This is a genomic window from Ruegeria sp. F5, from assembly GCF_056533845.1.
Genome location: NZ_JBQFOU010000006.1, coordinates 273,105 through 292,116 on the forward strand (window position 1 = coordinate 273,105; position 19,012 = coordinate 292,116).

Annotated in this window: 19 protein-coding genes and 1 tRNA gene; 7 read left to right on the forward strand and 13 right to left on the reverse strand. The window is 60.3% G+C overall.

Features of this window, described 5'->3' with window-relative positions; translation table 11 throughout:
* Positions 1–252: 252 nt before the first annotated feature.
* Positions 253–1,065 (forward strand): hypothetical protein, encoded by an 813-nt coding sequence (locus ACR0K1_RS12015; RefSeq protein ID WP_480850760.1) that lies wholly within the window; start codon positions 253–255, stop codon positions 1,063–1,065.
* Between the two features lie 294 nt (positions 1,066–1,359).
* On the opposite strand, the gene ACR0K1_RS12020 is transcribed toward ACR0K1_RS12015, so the two are convergent.
* The 3 genes from ACR0K1_RS12020 to ACR0K1_RS12030 all read right to left on the reverse strand — a co-directional run bounded on the left by ACR0K1_RS12020 (position 1,360) and on the right by ACR0K1_RS12030 (position 4,111).
* Complete coding sequence (locus ACR0K1_RS12020; protein WP_480850762.1) at positions 1,360–2,637, reverse strand: DUF6538 domain-containing protein; 1,278 nt, start codon at positions 2,635–2,637, stop codon at positions 1,360–1,362.
* A 62-nt stretch (positions 2,638–2,699) separates the two neighbouring features.
* Positions 2,700–2,775, reverse strand: a tRNA-Val gene (locus ACR0K1_RS12025).
* An 82-nt stretch (positions 2,776–2,857) separates the two neighbouring features.
* Entirely contained in the window at positions 2,858–4,111 is a 1,254-nt protein-coding gene (locus ACR0K1_RS12030; protein WP_480850764.1) for an aminotransferase class V-fold PLP-dependent enzyme, read from the reverse strand.
* Positions 4,112–4,354: 243 nt separating this feature from the next.
* Here ACR0K1_RS12030 and modA point away from each other — a divergent pair, with 243 nt between their 5' ends.
* The 3 genes from modA to modC are packed head-to-tail and all read left to right on the forward strand — an operon-like array spanning position 4,355 to position 6,929.
* Positions 4,355–5,134 carry a molybdate ABC transporter substrate-binding protein gene (gene modA / locus ACR0K1_RS12035; protein ID WP_480850766.1) on the forward strand — a complete coding sequence of 260 codons (780 nt, stop codon included), beginning with the start codon at positions 4,355–4,357 and terminating at the stop codon, positions 5,132–5,134.
* A gap of 5 nt (positions 5,135–5,139) precedes the next feature.
* On the forward strand, positions 5,140–5,832 hold the full coding sequence (gene modB, locus ACR0K1_RS12040) for a molybdate ABC transporter permease subunit (protein ID WP_480617461.1): 693 nt from the start codon (positions 5,140–5,142) through the stop codon (positions 5,830–5,832).
* Complete coding sequence (gene modC, locus ACR0K1_RS12045) at positions 5,829–6,929, forward strand: molybdenum ABC transporter ATP-binding protein (RefSeq protein WP_480617462.1); 1,101 nt, start codon at positions 5,829–5,831, stop codon at positions 6,927–6,929. Before modB ends, modC begins: the two co-directional genes overlap by 4 nt.
* Here the strand turns inward: modC and ACR0K1_RS12050 are convergent.
* Both ACR0K1_RS12050 and ACR0K1_RS12055 read right to left on the reverse strand, forming a co-directional pair.
* Positions 6,926–7,849, reverse strand: coding sequence for a Hint domain-containing protein (locus tag ACR0K1_RS12050; RefSeq protein WP_480617463.1), 924 nt, complete (start codon positions 7,847–7,849; stop codon positions 6,926–6,928). The genes modC and ACR0K1_RS12050 overlap by 4 nt on opposite strands.
* Positions 7,850–8,362 carry a toxin-activating lysine-acyltransferase gene (locus ACR0K1_RS12055; RefSeq protein WP_480617464.1) on the reverse strand — a complete coding sequence of 171 codons (513 nt, stop codon included), beginning with the start codon at positions 8,360–8,362 and terminating at the stop codon, positions 7,850–7,852.
* 178 nt (positions 8,363–8,540) lie between these two features.
* Here ACR0K1_RS12055 and ACR0K1_RS12060 point away from each other — a divergent pair, with 178 nt between their 5' ends.
* Positions 8,541–8,948 (forward strand): hypothetical protein, encoded by a 408-nt coding sequence (locus ACR0K1_RS12060; protein ID WP_480850769.1) that lies wholly within the window; start codon positions 8,541–8,543, stop codon positions 8,946–8,948.
* 3 nt (positions 8,949–8,951) lie between these two features.
* Here ACR0K1_RS12060 and hemF read toward each other — a convergent pair whose 3' ends face one another.
* Genes hemF through clpS form a run of 4 tightly spaced genes read right to left on the reverse strand, consistent with a single transcriptional unit; the run spans position 8,952 to position 12,011 of the window.
* The gene (gene hemF / locus ACR0K1_RS12065; RefSeq protein ID WP_480850771.1) at positions 8,952–9,836 is read right to left on the reverse strand and encodes an oxygen-dependent coproporphyrinogen oxidase; all 885 of its coding nucleotides are present in this window, start codon (positions 9,834–9,836) and stop codon (positions 8,952–8,954) included.
* 6 nt (positions 9,837–9,842) lie between these two features.
* The gene (locus ACR0K1_RS12070) at positions 9,843–10,643 is read right to left on the reverse strand and encodes an SDR family NAD(P)-dependent oxidoreductase (protein ID WP_480617467.1); all 801 of its coding nucleotides are present in this window, start codon (positions 10,641–10,643) and stop codon (positions 9,843–9,845) included.
* A 37-nt stretch (positions 10,644–10,680) separates the two neighbouring features.
* Positions 10,681–11,643, reverse strand: coding sequence for a class I SAM-dependent methyltransferase (locus ACR0K1_RS12075; RefSeq protein WP_480617468.1), 963 nt, complete (start codon positions 11,641–11,643; stop codon positions 10,681–10,683).
* 26 nt (positions 11,644–11,669) lie between these two features.
* Entirely contained in the window at positions 11,670–12,011 is a 342-nt protein-coding gene (clpS, locus tag ACR0K1_RS12080; protein WP_480617469.1) for an ATP-dependent Clp protease adapter ClpS, read from the reverse strand.
* A 93-nt stretch (positions 12,012–12,104) separates the two neighbouring features.
* On the opposite strand from clpS, the gene ACR0K1_RS12085 reads away from it, so the two are divergent.
* Complete coding sequence (locus ACR0K1_RS12085; protein WP_480617470.1) at positions 12,105–12,806, forward strand: HAD family hydrolase; 702 nt, start codon at positions 12,105–12,107, stop codon at positions 12,804–12,806.
* A 251-nt stretch (positions 12,807–13,057) separates the two neighbouring features.
* Positions 13,058–14,482, forward strand: coding sequence for a D-alanyl-D-alanine carboxypeptidase family protein (locus tag ACR0K1_RS12090; RefSeq protein ID WP_480617471.1), 1,425 nt, complete (start codon positions 13,058–13,060; stop codon positions 14,480–14,482).
* Positions 14,483–14,552: 70 nt separating this feature from the next.
* Here the strand turns inward: ACR0K1_RS12090 and ACR0K1_RS12095 are convergent, their stop codons facing one another.
* The 4 genes from ACR0K1_RS12095 to ACR0K1_RS12110 all read right to left on the reverse strand — a co-directional run bounded on the left by ACR0K1_RS12095 (position 14,553) and on the right by ACR0K1_RS12110 (position 18,489).
* Entirely contained in the window at positions 14,553–15,800 is a 1,248-nt protein-coding gene (locus tag ACR0K1_RS12095; RefSeq protein ID WP_480617472.1) for a hypothetical protein, read from the reverse strand.
* Between the two features lie 170 nt (positions 15,801–15,970).
* Positions 15,971–16,732: a LamB/YcsF family protein gene (locus tag ACR0K1_RS12100; RefSeq protein WP_480617473.1), complete on the reverse strand. Its 762-nt coding sequence runs from the start codon at positions 16,730–16,732 to the stop codon at positions 15,971–15,973.
* 12 nt (positions 16,733–16,744) lie between these two features.
* The gene (locus ACR0K1_RS12105) at positions 16,745–17,743 is read right to left on the reverse strand and encodes a 5-oxoprolinase subunit C family protein (RefSeq protein WP_480850775.1); all 999 of its coding nucleotides are present in this window, start codon (positions 17,741–17,743) and stop codon (positions 16,745–16,747) included.
* Positions 17,740–18,489: a 5-oxoprolinase subunit B family protein gene (locus ACR0K1_RS12110; RefSeq protein WP_480617475.1), complete on the reverse strand. Its 750-nt coding sequence runs from the start codon at positions 18,487–18,489 to the stop codon at positions 17,740–17,742. The genes ACR0K1_RS12105 and ACR0K1_RS12110 overlap by 4 nt, the downstream gene beginning before the upstream one ends.
* Positions 18,490–19,012: the final 523 nt, after the last annotated feature.

Consider the following 19,012-nt stretch of genomic DNA (forward strand, 5'->3'; position numbering starts at 1 on the left):
CGACGATCTACGCCGATAGCGGCAAGGAAGGACGAACAAGACATCGCTCTGCGCATGTGGCGGCAGAGGCAAGCCATCTGACCCTAAGCTTTTTTCTTCTCGGACTCGATAAAGTATGCAATCGTTGTGCCAAGCGTCCCAACTGCAGCACCTGAAATAAACTTTATTAAGTCCAACAGGAAAGGCACCGTCTCCCTTATCCAAGGCTGATTGAAATTGGCGTTATCAGAAAAATAGAGGAGAAAAACCATAATGCCGAAAATTGACGCGATGAGTCCAATGTACATAAAAAAAATTATCGCCAGTTTTTTAAGCATACTCACATCTCCATTCGTTGCCGTGTTAATTCTTGGCTTGGTTCCTTTTGGTAATGCTAATGCGCAGGGTCTGAGCGCCGAGAACATTATAGCCATTTGCAGCGCTGGCAGTCAGTCTCTGGAAGACAACGATGCTAACTTCAGTATTGATGAGAATGGACTCCGCGTCCGAAAGAGCCAAGGTGAATTGTCGATCTTCAAGGGCGGGGATTTATTGCTTCAAATTGAGGACTTCACATACGCGGATTATGTGACGTGCGTAGGTAACTTAACTGTTGCAGGCCTTGCCAGTAAAGAGAAGACATCCGCCCCAAGTTTTGATCTGTTTCTTGGGTGCTCACCAGAAGGGTTCTGGCGAAATGAGGAGTTGTCGCGACTCTTCGAGTTCGGAGAGAAAAACCCCGGTGAAGTTGTGAAGATAAACGCCGAACTTAGGGTGTGTGATTGTCCGGACACGTACAGTGATAGCGTGGAATCCGTTTGGTTGAGGCCAGGGAGCGTAGGTTATCATCGTGACTTGTACGGGGCGGGTAAGATATCCTACTGCTTAGTTAGCCGTATGTTTGACAACGCAGAAACTGCCGGTACAGCAGATTTCTGCCTTCCTTCGCCATCGCAAATCCCGTTGAAAGCCGGATATTGGTCCAGAGAACGTGCTTGCGACCACTACATTAGAGGCGAATTCGCAATCGACGCTTTTTTCGTTCACGGAGCCGTTCATGCGGCGATCTACGTACCTGACAGTTGATGCTGAACTTGGAGTGCAAATCTTTTGACTCATAAAGACTGGGTGATGAAACTACCGTGAGCTCTTATTCGGAATAAAACCAATCCGGGAATGCTGCCTTGAAAGCGGACATCGATGTAAGCAAAACGAGCAGCAGGTTTATCGCGCAGAGCGGTCTTTCATATCTAACACTGGGAATGACCGCTCTAGCCTTCATTTTAAAGTTCATGACCCTAAGCCCGACAGGGGCTGCCAATCGACGTCCCTCAGAGTTTCTATCTGTTAACGGTACAGATAGATACCTCCTACCTTGGATTAATCCAAAGGAACTACTCCTACGAGACTCCCTCCAAGTTCTTTATGTAGGACCTCGAATGTATTCCTAATGATCCCATGTAGTTCGGCTCTCTTCGCATAAACACTTATGCCGATATCGTCTTTGTTGGAGTGACCCACGATAAGATTTCTGGCTTCTCGGGAAACCCCAGCATTCACTAGGGCGGACACAGAAGTCCTCCTGAATGAATGCATATCCCAATTGGAATTATCGCCATCAAGGTTCTTTCGGGCTTTCTCAAGCGCCTTCCCGAGGTAGTGACTGGGGTGTCTATCGTAGCCACCCAAAGCAATACGAGGAAACAACCTACCGATATTCTCTGGACAACTTGGCTCTACTATCGTTGCCCTTTTGGTAGCTTCCCGGAGTAGCTGACAATCCTCAGCGCCAACGATCATTACATCCCTTATTCCGGCTTCTGTCTTGCTCTGAGGGATGCTGATTTTGATGTGATCCCCTCTGTCCTCAATGTCCTTCAAGTACCTCGAGCAGATTTCATTGAGTCTGCATCCAGTGACCCAAAGCAGTCTTACTGTGACATACATCTCGAACTGATATTTGAGGCCATTGTTGCCAGCGATGTACTGCAGCAGCTTTTGAGCTTCACCTCTAGTGACAGGCCTCAGTTTCTTGACACGTGGGTCCTTCTTCTTTCTTTGACCGGCTACACGTCTCAGGAGAGAGCCAAAGGGGTTCCGCATATCGGGATCAACCAGCCCCCAGTGGTCCAGCACACGCCAATAAGAAGCTAAGCAAGATTGGCATGATTGAAGAGAGCGGCCCGAGAGTGGTTGCCCAGTTCGCTTTGAAGAAGTGGCCTTAAGGTGCTCAATGAAGCCCAGTGCAAGAGAGCGGTTAATGTCTGTGACCTGTATGTTTCCAGAGTACGCCTCAAATGTCCTAAGGTGTTGGCGGTATCTAACCTTTGTGCTGCTATTTATCCCGTCCGATTCAGCTAACCACCTGTCGGCAGTATCTCTCACAGTATTCTCTTGTTTCGGAAGGTTTGGGCGAAATGCTTGAGACGGTGTTTGTCCTTCGGTGATCGCCTCAAGGATTTCCTCAAGGACTCTTGGACGGCGCTTCAATGCTTCGGCTAGGTCCTGAGTTCCTAATCCTCGGACGATCTCTCGTTTGCCAACAATGTCTTGGTACTCAGTCGGTACAGATACCCTGAGAGCGTACCCTTTACCTCTAAGGAACAATCCTCTGGGTAGTCCAACACGGTTTTGAGGTTTTGATTCCCGTACATTCATCCTCAATTAGTCTCCAAGTTCTCGTTACAAGACCCTGAGTAAGCCATTGAAAATGAAGAGAATGGTGGGTGATGAGAGACTCGAACTCCCGACATCTTCGGTGTAAACGAAGCGCTCTACCAACTGAGCTAATCACCCGTGACGGTGCATGTAGCCAAGCCTGCGCGCGGGTGCAAGAGGGTCTGCGCGAATTTCTTGGCCGGAATTTGCCAAAGGCGCGTCAGGTGGACATCTCGTTTACGGCGGCCAGAAGCTGGGCGACTTCGGCTTCGGTGTTGTAGTGGCACAGCGAAATCCGGATACAGTCGCTCAGACCCAGCGGGGTCAGGACATTTCCGCTGTAGTGATCGGCCTTGCGGGTATGGGTGCGGATGCCCTGTTCGTTCAGCCGGGTCACGACCTCGGCCGAGGGGATGTCGCGCACCGTGATCGAAACCAGCCCCTCGCGGGCGGTGTTGTCGGCCCCGGCCAGAATGGTCACGTGGTCCATGTCCCGAAGGCCGGGCAGGTTGCCGGTGCCGTTGATCATCGCGGTGGTCAGGTGGGTCTCATAGCCGTGAATGGCGCGTCCTGCGGCCTCGATCCGGGTGCGGCGGTCGGTGCTGTCCGAGACCCGGGTGCCGAGCCAGTCGAAGTAGCCGACAACATCCGACATCGTCGCATAGGCGCCGGTGTCGCGGGTACCGAACTCCCAACCTTCCGCCGGGGCGTCGATCAACTGGTCATGGGGCAGGGCGGTCAGCCGGTCGGATATCCAGGCCACGCCATATCCGTGGCGCGAGAACACTTTGTAAGGAGAGATCGCATAGCCATCGACATCGTAGCTGCTCAGGTCCAGCTGGCCGTGGGCCGCATGCTGGATGCCGTCGACGATGATGAAGCAGTCGGGGGCCGCGTCACGAATGGCCTCTGCGATGGCGGCGACATCCATACCCATGCCCGTCACGGGTGAGGCATGCAGGATGGTCGCGACAGACACATCCGGCGTCATCAATGCGGCATAGGCTTCGGGCGTTACCAGACCGGTGGCGTCGTCATGGGGGACGTTGACGTAATCCAGCCCGGCAATCCCGGCCCATCGGCGCGCGGCACTGCGGCTGGCCGGATGTTCGATGGAACTGCCGATCACCCTGCTGCCTTTTGGGGCGTTCACGCAGGCGGTGCGGATCATGCGGAACAGCAACTCGGTCCCGCTTTCGCCCACGAAGAACTGGCCGCCCGAGGTATTCATGAACACTGACAGGTCGGCTTTGGCCGTGTTGATGATGTCGACCAGCGCATGGCTGGCCACGTTGTCCCGGCCCTGATTGTCGGGAATCGCCGCGAATTTGGCCGAGGTTTCGACGACGGATTTCAGGGTCAGCGCACCTCCGGCATTTTCGAAGAAGATTCGGTTGCCCTGAAAGGGGCAGGCATCGACATGGGCAAACCGGGCGCGGATGGCGTCAATCAGACCGGGTGTTTCGTGCAGCATAATCGATGTCCTGTTTTCATGGGTCTGGCCAGTGCGGCTTTGCGCCAGAGTTCACCGGGTCGGCACCCGGGATCAAGACCGATTGCGGCGTCTGTGGCCATTGATCTGGAGGAAATGGCCCTTGGCCGCAAATTTGCAGCGATTTGAATAGCCTTCACGCGAAGAATCGGCAAAGGCGCTTGCGTGTGACCTGCGGCCTCCGATATTCCCGATAAGACTGTAACCCTTTGGTCCGGAGCGCACATGATCCCATCCTCGGTCCGCCGCGTTCTGATTGCGCTGCTGGTTCTTGGCGCATTGGCGCTGGTCCCGGTTCGCGCCGGGGCCGAGGGAGTTCTGGTCTTTGCCGCTGCCAGCCTGAAGACCGCGCTGGACCGGATTGTGCCCGGGTTTCCGCAGCAGGCCGGACAGGAGGTGACCGTGTCATACGCCGCGTCCTCGGTTCTGGCCCGGCAGATTCAGCTGGGGGCCCCGGCGGATATCTTCATTTCGGCGAACCCCGACTGGATGGATGTGCTGCAGGGCGAGGGGTTGATTGATCCGGCCTCGCGCGTTGATCTGCTGGGCAATGGGCTGGTTCTGATTGGCCATGCGGGCCGCACCCCGGTTGGGCAGATCGGGTCCGAGTATGATCTGGCTGCAGAGCTGGGCGAGGGGTATCTGGCCATGGCGCTGGTCGATGCGGTTCCGGCGGGGATTTACGGCAAGGCCGCGTTGCAGGGGCTGGGTCTGTGGGATGCTGTTCAGGATCGCGTCGCACAGGCCGACAACGTGCGCGCGGCGCTGGCGCTGGTGTCTGCCGGGGCTGCGCCGTTGGGGATCGTTTACCGTTCCGACGCGATGGTGGACCCGGGCGTCAGTGTCGTTGGTGTCATCCCGTCCAACACGCACCCGCCGATCATTTACCCGGCAGCGGTGACCCTAACGGCGGTGCCCGGTGCGCAGGCCTTTCTGGATCATCTGCAGACGGATGCGGCGCGGGCCGAGTTCAAAGCGCAGGGTTTTACCCTGCCGGATGGGTGACCGGCATGGACTGGCTGGGACCCGCAGAGCTTGAGGCGCTGAAACTGTCGCTGCGCGTGTCGTTCTGGGCCACGCTTGCCACCCTGCCGTTCGGAATCTTCGTGGCCTACGCTCTGGCGCGGTGGCGGTTTCCGGGACGGCAGGTTCTGAACGGTCTGGTGCATCTGCCGCTGATCCTGCCCCCGGTCGTGACCGGCTACCTGCTGCTGCTGACCTTCGGCATTCAGGGGCCGATGGGCCGGTTGCTGGCCGAGTTCGGCATCGTCGTGGCCTTTCGCTGGACCGGGGCTGCGCTGGCGGCGGGCATCATGGCTTTTCCGCTGATGGTCCGCGCCATTCGCCTGTCGATCGAGGCGGTGGACCCGAAGCTGGAACAGGCCGGCGCGACCCTTGGCGCGTCCCGCCCGGCTGTTTTTGCCACCGTGACCTTGCCGATGATCCTGCCCGGCGTGATCGCCGGGGCCATTTTGGCCTTCGCCAAAGCGATGGGAGAGTTCGGGGCCACCATCACCTTTGTCTCGAACATTCCCGGCCAGACCCAGACCCTGCCCTCGGCCGTCTATGCGTTTCTGCAGGTCCCGGGGGGTGAGGGCGCGGCGACGCGGCTGGTCATCATCTCTATCATCATCGCCATGGGCGCGCTGCTTCTGTCGGAATATGTCGGACGGCGCGTGGCGGCGCGGGTGGCCGGGTCATGAGCCTGTCTGTCAATTTGCAACACCGCTTGCCGGGGATCGACCTGAGCCTGGATTTCGAAGCACCCCCCGGTGTGACCGTGCTGTTTGGCCGGTCGGGCTCGGGCAAGACCACTGTTGTCAATGCAGTGGCCGGTCTGCTTCGGCCCGGGGCCGGGCGAGTGGCGGTGGATGACTGGGTGCTGTTTGATACCGCCAAGGGTCACTGGCTGCCCCCGCATCGGCGGCGGCTGGGCTATATCTTTCAGGAGGGGCGGTTGTTCCCCCATCTGACCGTGCGTCAGAATCTGGCCTATGGCCGCTGGTTCGCCCCGCGCGGCGCGGCGCGCGAGAACCCGGACAAGGTGGTCGAAATGCTGGGCATCGGTCATCTGTTGGACCGCCGCCCGGCGCGCCTGTCGGGCGGCGAAAAGCAGCGTGTAGCCATCGGGCGCGCCTTGCTGGCCAGCCCGCGCCTGATTCTGGCGGACGAGCCGCTGGCGGCGCTGGATGATGCCCGCAAGGCCGAGATCCTGCCCTATTTCGAACGCCTCAGGGATGAGGTGTCGGTGCCGATCCTCTACGTCACCCATTCAGCGGCCGAGGTGGCGCGGCTGGCGACCTCGGTTGTCGCGCTGCAGGACGGCAAGGTCCTGCGCCACGGCCCCGCGTCCGAGGTTCTGTCGGACCCCGCCGTGGCCCCCGCCGGGGTGCGCGCCGTGGGGGCGGTGTTGCAGGTGCGGGTGCTGGAACATCATCCGGACGGGCTGACCGAACTGGATGCCAACGGCGCGCGTCTGTTCCTGCCGCGCGTGTCGCACAAGGTCGGAGAAGAGTTGCGCATCCGTATCCCGGCGCAGGAGGTGATCCTGTCCAGCAAATCGCCCGAGGGATTGTCGGCCCTGAATGTTTTGTCCGGAACGGTCGACTCAATCCGGGCCGGGGAAGGGCCGGGGGCCATCGTGTCTGTCAAAACCCCGGCGGGGATCGTGCTGGCGCGTGTGACCCGCCGTTCGGTTGCCGCACTGGGTCTTCACCCCGGAACCCCCTGCCATGCGGTCATCAAGACCGTCGCGCTGGCACCGCAGGATGTGGGCGGACGTATCCGGCCAGTGGATTAGGCCGGGGCCAGCATCCGCGCTTCGTGCGCGCGCAGGATCAGCCGCGCGGCGCGCCCGAATCCCGGCGCGTCCGGGGTCGGGCGATCCGGGAAGATGGCCGCGAGTTCCTGCAACCCGTCAGACGACAGCCCATACAAAGCCTCATCCCCCAGAAACAGGCTTTCGGCCCGCGCGCCGTCGGCCATCAGAATCTCGTGCCGGTCCAGCAGGATGTGCAGGTATTCGACCGGTTCGTCAGAGGTTTCGATGGAAATTCCGGGCCACGCGCACAGGTGTTTGGCCGCAATCAACGCCTCGCGTGCGCCAAACAGCAGTTCGACCCGTGGGCCGCTGACCAGAATACGATGCTGCTGCGACACCAGCAGATCGCGATTGGGGGCGTTCGGGCCAAGACTGCCTGCGGTGATGCGAACCGGGCGCAGGGATGGGTTCCCGCGCAATCGATCCGGCGGCAGGGTGCTGCTTTCGATCCAGCGAATGGGCTGCCACCCGTGATCGGCAGTCCAGACCCTATCGCCCGTCGCCAGCCTTTCGATTGGCCGCGCGCCCTGTTCGGTTTCGATCAGCGTCCCGGCGGTGAAACACACACCTTCGATCCGGATTGTGATGTCGGTTGAGCCAAAAAACGGCAGGTTGCCAAAGCCGGTCGCAATCGTGCCCGTGACGTTGACCGTGAACGTGTCGAACACCACCTGATTGTTGTCCAGGCTGTCGAAGAACGCGGGGTCCACGGTATAGGTCCAGTCGCCCGTATTCGGATCGATGGTGGCTGTGCCATTGGCGGCTGGCGTCGCAATCGTCCAGTTCTGCGTGACAATCGGCAGGGTTCCATCGCCCAGCGTCAGCGCCCCCGTCGCCATGTTCGGAGGGTTCCCGGTCACATCGCCGGTCAGGTCGCCTGTGACTGGAACTGAGACCATTTATGCCCTGTCCTGTTGTAGCTTCCGTTCGAACTCTTTCTTTCGGTACAGGTGCATCGTCACCTCGCCTTTGTCATCCCGCGTCCACTCGACGATCCGGTTGCGGGTCAGATCGCTGTCCATGCGATTGGTGCGGACGCGCGGGTGCGGAATTTCCGACTTCAGAATATCCACGATTTGGCTGGTTTGTCCAAACGGGGCGACCAGATCGATGATCCAGAAGGACGGACCGCTGGTGAAATCGCTGTCGGTCAGGGGCTTTTCCTGCACCGCGTATCTGTATTCAGCCTCGGCGCTGAGGCCCGCGAAAGTCACAAACCCGCGCGGAAACCCGTTCTGCCGGAAGATGTGGTACTGCCCAAGCCGAAACGGGGTCTCAAACGCATAAAGAACCTGAGCCAGGCTGCGTTTCTGATGGGTTTTGGTCAGGCCGGCAAGATAGAACATCGCCCCGAAATCCGCGTATTTCTCGGGCGGGATATCGAACCAGTCTTTTGGAAACGATCTGCTCAAGACGCACCCAACTTCCAATTATATCCAAATGTTAGCCAAGCCGGTGTCGTATTGATACCGTTTTCTCGGGTGCGGGGCCGAGTCGTGGATAGGCGGAACAAAGTGAATGGCTTTACTCACATCGCCCCGACCTTATGTTACACTTTATTTTGAGTTCAATTTTAGGGAAGTGGCGAGGATGCAGGTTTTCAGAACAGCGGCCCTTTTGGGGCTATTGACACTGCCTAGCGTTGCGCAGGCGGTCGGCATCGGGTTGGCCGTCAGGCCCCTGAACCGGACCGAGGTCACGCCGTTGCAGAACGGGGTGTATCAGGTCAAGGCAGTCGGGTCTTCCGCGCCGGTGAATTATTGGTGCGGGATCGGGGATTATGCCATCCGCACCCTTGGGGTTCCGAACTCTCAGCGGATTTACATCACGAAAGCCTATGAACCCGGCGTGCGCACGGTCGAGTTTTCAATGACGCCGCCGCCGGGGGTCGACACCAATCCGGGCTATTCCATCACCGTAAAGCGGGTGGGCGAAAACATGTCGGCAATTTCGGCGCAGCAGTATTGCTATGACAACTTCATGGATTTCGGGTTCTGAGGGTCAGACCCATTTGGCCAGCGGCGGCAGGCTCATCAGAACCGCGTCGGGGTCGTGGCCGGTTACCAGACCGAACTTGGTGCCCCGGTCGTAGACGAGGTTGTATTCCGCATAAAGGCCGCGATGCACCAGCTGCGTGTCCTTGTCGGCGTTCGAAAATCCCTGCACCCGGCGTTTTTCGACCAGCGGCAGAAAGGCGGGCAGGAAGGCGCGGCCGATATCCTGCGTCAGGGCAAAATCGGCCTGCCAGTCGCCGGTGCAGTAATCATCCATGAAGATCCCGCCAACACCGCGCGCGCGTTTGCGGTGGGGGATGTAGAAATACTCATCAGCCCAGTCTTTCAGGCGCGGGTAATGCCCCGGACCGTGCGGGTCCAGATGCGTTTTCTGGGTGGCGTGGAAATGGGCCGTGTCCTCGTCATATTCGATGCAGGGGTTCAGGTCCGACCCGCCGCCGAACCACCAGGCGTGCGGCGTCCAGAACATCCGCGTGTTCATGTGCACGGCGGGGACATGCGGGTTTTGCATATGCGCCACAAGGCTGATGCCCGAGGCCCAGAACCGGGGGTCTTCAGTCATGCCCGGAATGCCCTTGCGCGCGGCCATCGCCTGTTGCGCCCGCTCGCCCAGCGTGCCGTACACGGTCGAGACATTGACACCGACCTTTTCGAACACGCGCCCGCCGCGCATCACCGACATCAGGCCGCCCCCGGCATCCGAGCCATCCTCGGAACTGCGTGTGGTCTCGCGGACCTCGAAGCGCCCGGGCCTCGCGTCTGAAAGCGGGCCCGTGTCGTGGCTGTCTTCAAGGTTTTCAAAGGCGGTGACGATATCGTCACGCAACTGGCGGAACCAGCCCGAGGCGGTGGATTTTTCGGTGTCGAACATGGGCTCTTAGTGGGCTGGGGCCGCGACGGGATCCAGCAGGGTTCTGCCGCCGTCGATTGTCAGGATCTGGCCGGTGATGAACCCGGCGGCGTCCGAGGCCAGGAACTGTGCGGTCTCGGTCAGTTCGGTGGGTGCGGCGATGCGGGCCAGCGGGGTGTGCTTTTCGATGTCATCGCGGAAATCCCGGTTTTCCTTGAGCGTCGATTGCAGCGAGGCGCTCATCACCGAACCCAGCGCAATCGAGTTCACGCGGATACGGTTCGGGGCCAGCGCCACGGCTAAGGATCGGGTCATCTGATCCAGCGCCGCGGTCGAGACCGAATAGGCCATAAGGTCGGGATGGGTTCGGCGCGCGGCAATGGACGACAGGTTGATGATCGATCCCGCGACCGAGTCCCTGTCATCCCCGGCCTGTTTGATCATGCGCTTGGCGACCGACTGGCTCAGGCGCAGGGCGGGCATCAGGTTCTGGTTCAGCAGGGTCCGGACCGAGTCGTCCTCGGTATCCAGCGGGTCCGACTGGATCACCTGCCGTGCGCCGTTGATCAGGATGTCGACCTGATCGAATGCGTCCAGCGTGGCGGACAGCAGGTTGGCGATGGTCAGTTTCTCACGCAGATCACCGGCGAAGTAGCGGATATTGCTGTCATCGGCCTCTGCCCCAAGTTCCTCGACCAGGCGCTTTTCGTCCATGTCGGCGAACATGACATTCGCCCCGGCATCCGCGAAATGCCGCCCGATGGCCAGCCCGATCCCGTTGGCACCGCCTGTTACAATCGCTGTCTTGCCAGCTATGGAAAAGGACATCCGAATCCTCCTGAGTTGCGGGGCAGGTTAGCGGCCCTTACCGCCGAGGGCGAGAGGCGTGAAACACCTTGAACCGATTGTCGCCCGCGACTTCGGCCACCTTCTGGAACGTGTCGGCCAGCGTGGCCTCATAAGGCAGGTGGCGGTTGGCCACCATCCACAGATCGCCGTTGCGGGTCAGGTTGCGCGCGGCTGAGGCGATGAATCCCTGCCCCAGCGTCGGGTCGGCGCTGCGCGAGGTGTGGAAGGGCGGGTTCATCACGACCGTGTCGAGTGGCTCGGGGGCTTTCCAGGTCACCGCATCGGCCCAGTGAAACTGCGCGCGTGCGTCGGGCAGGTTGGCGCGGGCGCAGGTCAGCGCGGTGTGATCGGCCTCGACCAGATGCAGCGATGTGATGGTGTCGCTGTTCAGCCCCGCCGACAGATACCCCCACCCCGCACCCAGATCGGCCAGTTTTGGGCCAAGCTGCGTGGGCAGGGATTGCAGCAGCAGTGCCGAGGCCGGATCGACCCCATCGGCAGAGAACACGCCGGGGGCGGTTCGATAGCCATCCACCATCTGTTCTTTGGGCGCGGCCCAGTCGGCAAAGGCCTGTTCGTCGGACTGGAACCAGAAAATCTTGCCATGGGCTTTGGCAAGCGGCCCGTCAACAGGGGCACGCTTGCGGATGTCTTTCAGCACACTGTCCACACCGTTGGTTTTTGCGCCATCCACGACGATCACGCCGCCCGCCCGCGCACAGGCCTGATGGATCAGCGCACGGGCCTGCGCCTTGGCGCGGGGCAGAAACACAATCGCGTCCTGACAGGGGCCATCCGCCTCGGGCACCGTGGCGAACCCCAGACCGGCGAAATGGTCGTGAAAGGGTTTGAACGGCTGCACGATCTGCGCCTCGCGCGGCAGGCCGGACAAATCGGCCTCGGGTGTGGGGCCGATCACCGTCAGCGGCTGCGACAGGGACAGGCCGCTTTGCAAGGCAAGTTCCAGACGTGGGGACATGGCTGATTCCGATCAGGCCGGGCGCATTATTCTTCGCGTTCCATGGTGCATTGCAGCGGGTGCTGGTGCCTGCGAGCGAAATCCATCACCTGACCGACCTTGGTTTCAGCAATCTCGTGGCTGAACACCCCCACCACGGCCACGCCTTTCTTGTGGACCGTCAGCATGATCTCGAACGCCTGCGCGTGAGTCATCCCGAAGAAACGCTCCAGCACATGCACCACGAATTCCATCGGGGTGTAATCGTCATTCAGCAGCAGCACTTTATAAAGCGGCGGACGCTTGGTCTTGGGGCGCGTCTGTACCAGGACGGACGCGTCTGCGTCGTCATCCGGGTCGTCAGACATCATCCATTGGTTTTCCAGCATCGCGTGCAACTGTCCGATTCAGGCTTTTGGTTTATCTGGTCGCTTATATAACGTGGGCGCGGCCAGTGAAAAGAGCAAGCAAGCGGAATTGGGATGCAGAAAAAACTCACCACAATCGGGTTCGATGCAGATGACACGCTGTGGCACAATGAACGGTTTTTTCAACTGACGCAGGAATACTTCGCCGATCTGCTGGCCGATCATGCCGAACGGGATCACCTGATGGAGCGTCTGCTTGCGGCAGAAAAGCGCAACATCCGGCACTATGGCTACGGCATCAAGGGCTTCACCCTGTCGATGATCGAAACCGCCATCGAGGTCACCGACGACCGTGTTCCGGCCTCGGTCATCCGGCGACTGATCGAAGCGGGGCAAGAGATGCTGGCCCATCCGATCGAACTGCTGCCCCATGCCCGCGAGGCGATCGAGGCGGTGGCGGGCTCTCACCGCGTCGGGCTGATCACCAAGGGCGACCTGATCGATCAGGAACGCAAGCTGGCGCAATCCGGGCTGGGCGATCTGTTCGACTGGGTCGAGATCGTTTCCGAAAAGACCGCCGGAACCTATCGCGGCATCTTTGGTCAGCATGGCGATGGGCCGGACGCCGCGATGATGGTCGGCAACTCGATGCGGTCAGACGTGGTGGCCCCGATTCAGGCGGGCTGCTGGGGCGTGTACGTGCCGCACGGGCTGGAGTGGGAGGTCGAACACGCCGAAACCCCGGCGGACAACCCGCGATTCCGCGCGCTGAACGATCTGGGGGATTTGGCCGATCTGGTGCGCGCACTAAGCTGATGTTGCCATTTGGCCGCAGTCTTCAAAAATCCGTGCCCAAACCTGCCCATTTCCCGCCATGATCGCGCATTTGGTGTGTCGTGACCCTTGTGCCCGCTAGATATAGAGGCTGCAAGCGCCCCTTCAAATCCGGCGTTTCCTGCAGCTTTCGGTTTATTTAACGCCCCCCCTGTGCTAGCCTGAATGGCAATAAAATAACAACAGGCTGACCGGGAACACCCGGCGGCGCGAGGCAGACAGAGGCAAAGATCGTGCAGATTCGGCGGACAGTTCCGGCCCGGACGGGCTTATTCCTCATAGCAATCCTGTGGGTGCTGGTGTTTGCGCCCCTGAAAGCGTTGGCAGCACCCTATGCGGCGATGGTGATTGATGCCCGAACGGGTGAGGTTCTGCATTCGCGCAATGCCGACACCCGGCTGCATCCGGCCTCGCTGACCAAAATGATGACGCTTTACATCGCGTTCGAGGCGGTGCGGAACGGTGAGATCGATCTGGATACCCAGGTGCGCATCACCAAGAAGGCCGCAGCCGAGCCGCCCTCGAAACTGGGTCTGCGTTCGGGCCAGCGGATTGCGTTCCGCTATCTGATCCGCGCGGCGGCGGTGAAATCGGCCAATGATGCCGCCACGGCCATCGGGATCGCCATCAGCGGGTCCGAGGCGGCGTTTGCCCGCCGCATGACGCGCACCGCCAAGGCGATGGGGATGAGCCGGACCACCTTCAAGAATGCCCATGGCCTGACCGAATCCGGGCATCTGTCCACCGCGCGCGACATGACCACGCTGGGGCGGCATCTGCTGTATGATTATCCGCAGTATTACAACCTGTTCTCGCGCCAATCGACTCATGCCGGGATCAAGACCGTGCCGAACACCAACCGGCGTCTTTTGGCCGCCTATAAAGGCGCGGACGGGATCAAAACCGGCTACACACGTGCGGCCGGGTTCAACCTGGTGGCCTCGGCCAAGCGCAAGGATGAACGGATCATTGCCACTGTATTTGGCGGCAAATCGGGTGCGTCGCGCAATGCCAAGGTGGCCGAGTTGCTGGATATGGGCTTCCGCCGCGCCCCGTCGCGCGCGCCGATCCGTAAACCGGCCCGCCCCTCTTATGCCGGGAATGCAGGATTGGGTGTTTCAACCGAAGTGGCGCGCCTGACCGGTGCGCCCAAGATCAGCCTGCGCCCAATCGGGCGGCCAAGCGCTGCGACGCGGGTCGCCAGCGCGGTGGCCGAGACCGCGGACCAGAATCGCGACCGTATTCAGACCGGTATTGCCGCCGCCATTGCACAGGCTGATATTGCGCCCACAGCGCCGCCTGTTGAAAACGCCGATACACGCCCGGCGCTGCGCCCCGACAATCTGGTTCTGGCATCGACCGAACCGGCAGCCCAGCCCGAGCCCGAACAGGAGGTCGTGACCCGCCTGTCCTCATCCGGCGGGCATCTCTGGGGTGTCAATGTCGGACGCTACACCACCCGATACGAGGCCGAGAAGGTTCTGCTGAAAACGGCCCTGTCGGAAATGACCACTCTGGAAGGCACGCTGCGCAAGGTCAACCAAAGCTCGCGCGGCTTCGAGGCGACATTTCAGGGCATGACCCGCGAACAGGCCGATCTGGCCTGCCGCAGGCTGCAGGCCCGCAACGTCACCTGTTTCATGATCGGGCCGTCATAAGACCCGAAACTCTCTCTCCTGAAAGGGTATTGGCTGCGAGTTTTCTCGCAGCCTTTTTTTGTCGGGCGCGTCAGTCGAAGACGTGGCCGTGTTCGTATTGCTCATCCTGACCGGCGGCGGCAGTCAGGGCCGCGACATTGTCCTTGGTGAAGAACCCGTCATACTTGTGGCAGCGTTCGATATACTCGGTGATGAGCAGCGTGTGTTTCGAATGCTTCGAGAAGATCTGCTTCAGATTCGGGTCATCTTTGCACTCGCCCACCACATGGGCCAGGAAGGGCACGCCCTTGTCCTTGAGCGTGTTGACCACGAAATCGACATTCTTTTCGCCACCGGCGTGATCGCCATCCAGAATCTCCACCGCCATGTGATGCAGGCGGCGGCCGAAATTGCGCACGAAATCCTCGGTCGGCATCGGCAGTTGTTCGAACGAGTTCACGAAGGACGGCGTGTTGTTGGCGGTGAACACCTTGGCCGGGGATTTCTTGTCGTCATCGACATTGGCGTTCCGGTTCACATTGGTCGACGAGTTCATGTCGAAAATGTTGTACGCCCCCCAGAAATAGTAGGGCACCATGGTCAGAAACTCGAGGATCGCGTCCTCACGCTCGCCGGCCAGAATGCGGGTGGCCAGGTGATCGAAGCCCAGCATGAGGGGGCCGATCTTGGTGTCGGTGGCAAAGGCGGCGGCCTCGGCCAGACGCGCCTCTTCGGCGTCACTCAGCAGAACCCGGTCGCCCAGGCCCAGACTGTCGGTATCGTTGAAGTCCAGCGTCGAATAACCGACTCGGTTGCAGGTGAAATCCGATGGCGTGGTGAACAGGAATCCGTCCTGCGTATAAAACGGGTTCTCGGTGTCGCCTGAATATTCGAACCGGATATTCTGATCTTCCAGCGTTTTGCCAAGGTCTTTCAGGTCGCGCGCGCCGAAAACCTCGCCCACATATCGCGTCTGCGGCGTGCCGCGCGCCAGCGGGTACATGCGGTTGATGCGGGGAATGAAATCCTCGAACGTTTCGCTGAGCGGGGCCATCAGGATCAGCGCCGGGTATTCGGGATGGGAATGCAGCACGGCGAATTTATGCGTTGATCCCAGATAGCTCGCCGAATGGCGATACGGGGTCATTACATACAGTTCGACCATCGTGTCGAACACGGCGTCGGGCTCGACCTGAATCACGATCGCGCGCATCGGTCCGACCTGATCGGCAACGCCGGAACTGGTGCGCCGCTCGTAGATCATCGGCAGGTATTCGTGAAAAAACTCCGAGTTCTTCTTGTCGCCCCGTGGTTCATAGGACATCAGATCGAAAGACATATGTGCCTCCTTGCGCAAAACCTGGCTGCGGTAGGGCAGCGGTGCCGCCCCTACGCGAATTACGTTGCTTCAATTACGGTATTCAGAACATGCACTTGAGGGCATGCTAGGGGCTGAATCCTGTCCGGGCAACAGTAAGAAACTGGGTGGTCCGCATTGCGCAGGCGTGACTATCTGGTGAATTTCGTCACATCCACGCCGCCATCGATCAGGTTTTCCCGGACCGAGCGGGCGATCTGCACCGCCGTTGGCCCGTCCCCATGCAGGCAGATCGTGTCGATCGAGGTTTCCAGCCGCCTGCCGGATTCGGTGATGATCGCGCCTTCGCGGACCATGTTCAGGATGCGGGGGCCAGCAATCTCGGCATCGTGGATCACCGCGCCGGGCAGGCTGCGGTCGACCAGCGTGCCATCGTCGTTATAGGCGCGGTCGGCAAAAATCTCGCCTACCCATTTGCAGCCCAGCTCGCGCGCGGCCTCTTCCTGTTTGGTGACGGCCAGCACCATGACGATGATGTCGGGGTCGACATCCAGCGCGCCCTGATAACAGGCGCGCGCCATGTCGACATCGACCGAGCACATGTTGGCCAGCGCGCCATGCAGTTTCAGATGTCGCACTTTGGTGCCCACCGCCGTGGCCATCCCCCTGGCCGCGCCCAGCTGATACCGCACCAGATTCCGTAAGGAGTCATGGGGCACTTTCATATTGCGGCGGCCAAAGCCCTGAAGATCCGCAAAGCCCGGATGTGCACCAATGCCCACATCATGCTCGGCGGCCAGCGTCATGGTTCTGGCCATCACATCCCAGTCACCCGCGTGAAAACCGCAGGCGATATTGGCCGAGGTGATGATCTTCAGCAGGTTTTCATCATCGCCCATGTTCCAGGGACCGAAGCTTTCGCCCATATCGGCATTCAGATCGACGCGCGGCATCGGCAAGTCTCCTTAGTCGGTGGCAGAGATCACTCCGCCGATCAATTGGTAGGACAACAGGTCCGGGATATCATGGGGATCGCGCAGCAACGGGTCGACGCGCTGGGGCAGGCGGGCAAGGTCGGCCTGAAAGCTTTCCTGCAGCGTCGCGGCCTGTTCCAGAGTGACGAATTCGAACCGGACCGGCCCGCCGGCTGGTGTTTGCGCGGCGCGCGGCATGTCGCAGGGCAAAACGGTTGCGATGCGAGGGTAGCCGCCGGTGGTCTGACACTCGGGCAACAGGATGAACGGATTGCCGCTGCCGGTCATCTGTATGTCGCCGGGGATAATCACCTCGGACAGGATGTTCAGCTGACCTTTCGCCGCAAACCCATCACCGTCGCTTTCCATCTGCATGCCCATCCGGTTGGCGCGCGCGCCGCGCCGAAACCCGGTCGCGGCAAACCGGTCGAGCGTGGCATTGTCGAACAATTCCGTCTGAAAACTCGCAACCACGTGCAGAACGCCCCCGGAGAACCGCTCGGCCGGCATCAGTTTCATCCCGATCTTGCCAGAGACAGGTACTGTGGGCAACACGTCGCCCTGTTGCACCGCCTTGCCAATCTTTGCGGTTAGGTGGGCTGAACGCGACCCAAGAAAGGTGTCTGTTGCGAACCCTCCGCCAACATGCAAATAGCCGTAATTGCCCTGCACAGCGGCCCCGATTTCAAGCCGTTGCCCCGCATCCAATCGATGCGAGGCATTCCACGCCACCGCGCTACCATCGATGCTGGCTTGCATCGGCGCACCGGTCAGCGCGATGCGGGTCGTTTCCGTCGCCTCGAACGCGCCGCCCATGCCGGCCATCTCCAAAGCGGCACAATCGGGGCTTTGACCCAGCAAAGCCGCGCCTTCGTGCAGCGCCAGAATGTCGGCGGCCCCGGACTGCGACAGCCCCTGATCCAGATACCCGCTGCGTCCCTGATCCTGAATGGTACAGGCCGGGCCGATGCGATGGACTGTCAGGCTCATGCCGTGATCTCCTGACAGGTCGCGCCGCCATTGCCGTCGGAATTGTTGGCTCTGATCTCTTCCAATTCATCACGCGGTACAGGTTCGAACAGCATCTCGTCGCCGGGCTTCAGGGCAAAGCTCTGCTGCATCTCAGGGCGGAAGCAACGAAAGGCGGTCTGGCCGATGTGCCGCCACCCGGTCGGGGTCGGGCCTGAAAACAGAACAAATTGCGAGATGGCCAAAGCCAGTGCGCCTTCGGGGATCATCGGGTTCAACTCGTTCAGGCGGGGTATGTTGAACTCGGGTCCCAGCGTGCCAAGGTAGGGCTGCCCCGGGGCAAAGCCGATTGTAAGAACGCGGACACGGGTCTGGCTGAGCCGCCGGATCGTTTCGTCCGGGCTCAGCCCGACCGCCGCGGCGGCTTCTTCAAGCTGCGGGGCCAGATCGGTGCCATAGACCGTTGGCACACGCCACAACCTGCGCCCCGCCGGCAACGGGGTGTTGTACCAGTCCTTCTGCGTCAGCAACGCGCGGATGTGTCCTGCGATATCCGCATGAGCCAGACGCGCCGGATCAAACCGAAGATAGGTCGAGGCCAAAGAGGTCGATGTCTCGGATACACCGTCCCAATGCTGTCGTTCGACCTCGGCCCGAAACGCTAGCGCCGCCCGGTTCGCATCTTCGGTGCTGGTGTCCCCAAAGCTCACCAGCATGCCATCGAAGCCAACGGTGCGCACCATGGGAAAGGTCGGTGTGAGTGTCATGCACGTCCCGCATCAGGATTGGTCGAATTCATCCCGGAACCTGACCGCATCTCGCGCGGATGCGCAAGGCTTGTCGTTTGGCGGTGGCGGTTTCGAGAGAGCGTTACATTCAGCGCCTATGACAAAGCCGGACGGGCCTTGTTCCCGCAGGATGCTTTTCGCCGATTCCCGGCGTAACGGTGCATCGCGCGTACTCTCCGAGTCGCGTCGGCTTGTATTGCCGTCGCGCTGAATCGCTATATCTGGTGTTGCGGCGGATCCGGATCGGGGCGGGTGAGACGTCCCTGGGCGCGACAACTGTATGTTACGCCCAGATTTGCAGTCTTTGAAGGTGGCTAATTAATTGCTTTAAAAAGAAAAAATGAAAAAAGTCAAAAAAAATGGGCAAGATGTGTTTTTCCTCTTGCGGCTATTGTTGGTAAACCTTAGAACCCCCTTCACCGGCGCTGCTGAGGCGGTTGCTGGGTTGCTGGAGACGGCGAGACGCGCTGGAAAGACGGCGGGACACATCGGAGAGACGGTG

Bases quoted from the DNA above. Each gene is read 5' to 3' on its own strand.
- ACR0K1_RS12015 (WP_480850760.1), top strand. From the start codon at position 253: ATGCCGAAAATTGACGCGATGAGTCCAATGTACATAAAAAAAATTATC.
- ACR0K1_RS12020 (WP_480850762.1), bottom strand. From the start codon at position 2,637: ATGAATGTACGGGAATCAAAACCTCAAAACCGTGTTGGACTACCCAGA.
- ACR0K1_RS12030 (WP_480850764.1), bottom strand. From the start codon at position 4,111: ATGCTGCACGAAACACCCGGTCTGATTGACGCCATCCGCGCCCGGTTT.
- modA (WP_480850766.1), top strand. From the start codon at position 4,355: ATGATCCCATCCTCGGTCCGCCGCGTTCTGATTGCGCTGCTGGTTCTT.
- modB (WP_480617461.1), top strand. From the start codon at position 5,140: ATGGACTGGCTGGGACCCGCAGAGCTTGAGGCGCTGAAACTGTCGCTG.
- modC (WP_480617462.1), top strand. From the start codon at position 5,829: ATGAGCCTGTCTGTCAATTTGCAACACCGCTTGCCGGGGATCGACCTG.
- ACR0K1_RS12050 (WP_480617463.1), bottom strand. From the start codon at position 7,849: ATGGTCTCAGTTCCAGTCACAGGCGACCTGACCGGCGATGTGACCGGG.
- ACR0K1_RS12060 (WP_480850769.1), top strand. From the start codon at position 8,541: ATGCAGGTTTTCAGAACAGCGGCCCTTTTGGGGCTATTGACACTGCCT.
- hemF (WP_480850771.1), bottom strand. From the start codon at position 9,836: ATGTTCGACACCGAAAAATCCACCGCCTCGGGCTGGTTCCGCCAGTTG.
- ACR0K1_RS12070 (WP_480617467.1), bottom strand. From the start codon at position 10,643: ATGTCCTTTTCCATAGCTGGCAAGACAGCGATTGTAACAGGCGGTGCC.
- ACR0K1_RS12075 (WP_480617468.1), bottom strand. From the start codon at position 11,643: ATGTCCCCACGTCTGGAACTTGCCTTGCAAAGCGGCCTGTCCCTGTCG.
- clpS (WP_480617469.1), bottom strand. From the start codon at position 12,011: ATGCTGGAAAACCAATGGATGATGTCTGACGACCCGGATGACGACGCA.
- ACR0K1_RS12085 (WP_480617470.1), top strand. From the start codon at position 12,105: ATGCAGAAAAAACTCACCACAATCGGGTTCGATGCAGATGACACGCTG.
- ACR0K1_RS12095 (WP_480617472.1), bottom strand. From the start codon at position 15,800: ATGTCTTTCGATCTGATGTCCTATGAACCACGGGGCGACAAGAAGAAC.
- ACR0K1_RS12100 (WP_480617473.1), bottom strand. From the start codon at position 16,732: ATGCCGCGCGTCGATCTGAATGCCGATATGGGCGAAAGCTTCGGTCCC.
- ACR0K1_RS12105 (WP_480850775.1), bottom strand. From the start codon at position 17,743: ATGAGCCTGACAGTCCATCGCATCGGCCCGGCCTGTACCATTCAGGAT.
- ACR0K1_RS12110 (WP_480617475.1), bottom strand. From the start codon at position 18,489: ATGACACTCACACCGACCTTTCCCATGGTGCGCACCGTTGGCTTCGAT.